Consider the following 1,236-nt stretch of genomic DNA (forward strand, 5'->3'; position numbering starts at 1 on the left):
GACTCGGAGAAGTACCAGCTCAAACCCCGCGACTGGGATACCGCCGCACGCGAGGACCGCACCCTCGCCCCCCTCATCACCCGGCTCAACGACATTCGCCGACGCCACCCCGCGCTACAGCGCCTGCGGAACCTCCGCTTCCATCGGACCGACAACGACAACGTGCTCGCCTACAGCAAGAGCACGGGCCCGGACACGGTCATCGTGGTCGTCAATCTCGACCCCCACCACACCCAGGAGGCAACGGTCTCGTTGGACATGCCGCAACTCGGCCTGGACCAGAACGCCGCCCTGTCCGTGCACGACGAACTGACAGGTGAGACCTACCACTGGGGCACGACCAACTTCGTGCGCCTCACGCCCGGCCGGACGCCGGCGCATGTGCTCCATGCCGGGCGATCGAAGCCACAGATCGGAGGGCCCTCAGCGTCATGACTGTCAACGACCCCGTGCCGGACACCTTCGAGGACACTCCCGCCAAGGACCGGGACCCGGAGTGGTTCAAACGCGCCGTCTTCTACGAGGTACTCGTCCGCTCCTTCCAGGACAGCGACGGCGACGGCATCGGTGACCTCAAGGGTCTGACCGCCAAGCTCGACTACCTGCAGTGGCTCGGCGTCGACTGCCTCTGGCTGCCACCGTTCTTCAAGTCACCCCTGCGGGACGGCGGTTACGACGTCTCCGACTACACCGCCGTACTTCCCGAATTCGGTGACCTGGCCGACTTCGTGGAGTTCGTCGACGCCGCCCACCAGCGCGGCATGCGCGTCATCATCGACTTCGTCATGAACCACACCAGCGACCAGCACCCGTGGTTCCAGGAGTCCCGCAAGAACCCCGAAGGCCCCTACGGCGACTACTACATGTGGGCCGACGACGACAAGCAGTACGAGGACGCCCGGATCATCTTCGTCGACACCGAGGCCTCCAACTGGACCTTCGACCCGGTGCGCGGTCAGTACTTCTTCCACCGCTTCTTCTCGCACCAGCCCGACCTCAACTACGAGAACCCGGCCGTGCAGGAGGAGATCCTGGCCGCGCTGAAGTTCTGGCTCGACCTCGGCATCGACGGCTTCCGCCTCGACGCGGTCCCCTATCTCTACGCGGCCGAAGGCACGAACTGCGAGAACCTCCCGGAGAGCCACGAGTTCCTGAAGCGGGTGCGCAAGGAGATCGACGCCCAGTACCCCGACACCGTCCTGCTCGCCGAGGCCAACCAGTGGCCCGAGGACGTCG

2 protein-coding genes are annotated in these 1,236 nt (G+C 65.5%); both read left to right on the forward strand.

Going from position 1 to position 1,236, the window contains the following annotated elements:
• Positions 1-435: alpha-glucosidase C-terminal domain-containing protein (locus AC07DS_RS46310; RefSeq protein ID WP_479154739.1), on the forward strand; the 435-nt coding region annotated here is incomplete at its 5' end.
• The coding region (locus AC07DS_RS46315; RefSeq protein WP_479154740.1) for an alpha-amylase family glycosyl hydrolase at positions 432-1,236 on the forward strand (805 nt) is incomplete at its 3' end. The genes AC07DS_RS46310 and AC07DS_RS46315, both read left to right, overlap by 4 nt.

Source organism: Streptomyces sp. NPDC044064 (assembly GCF_056434245.1).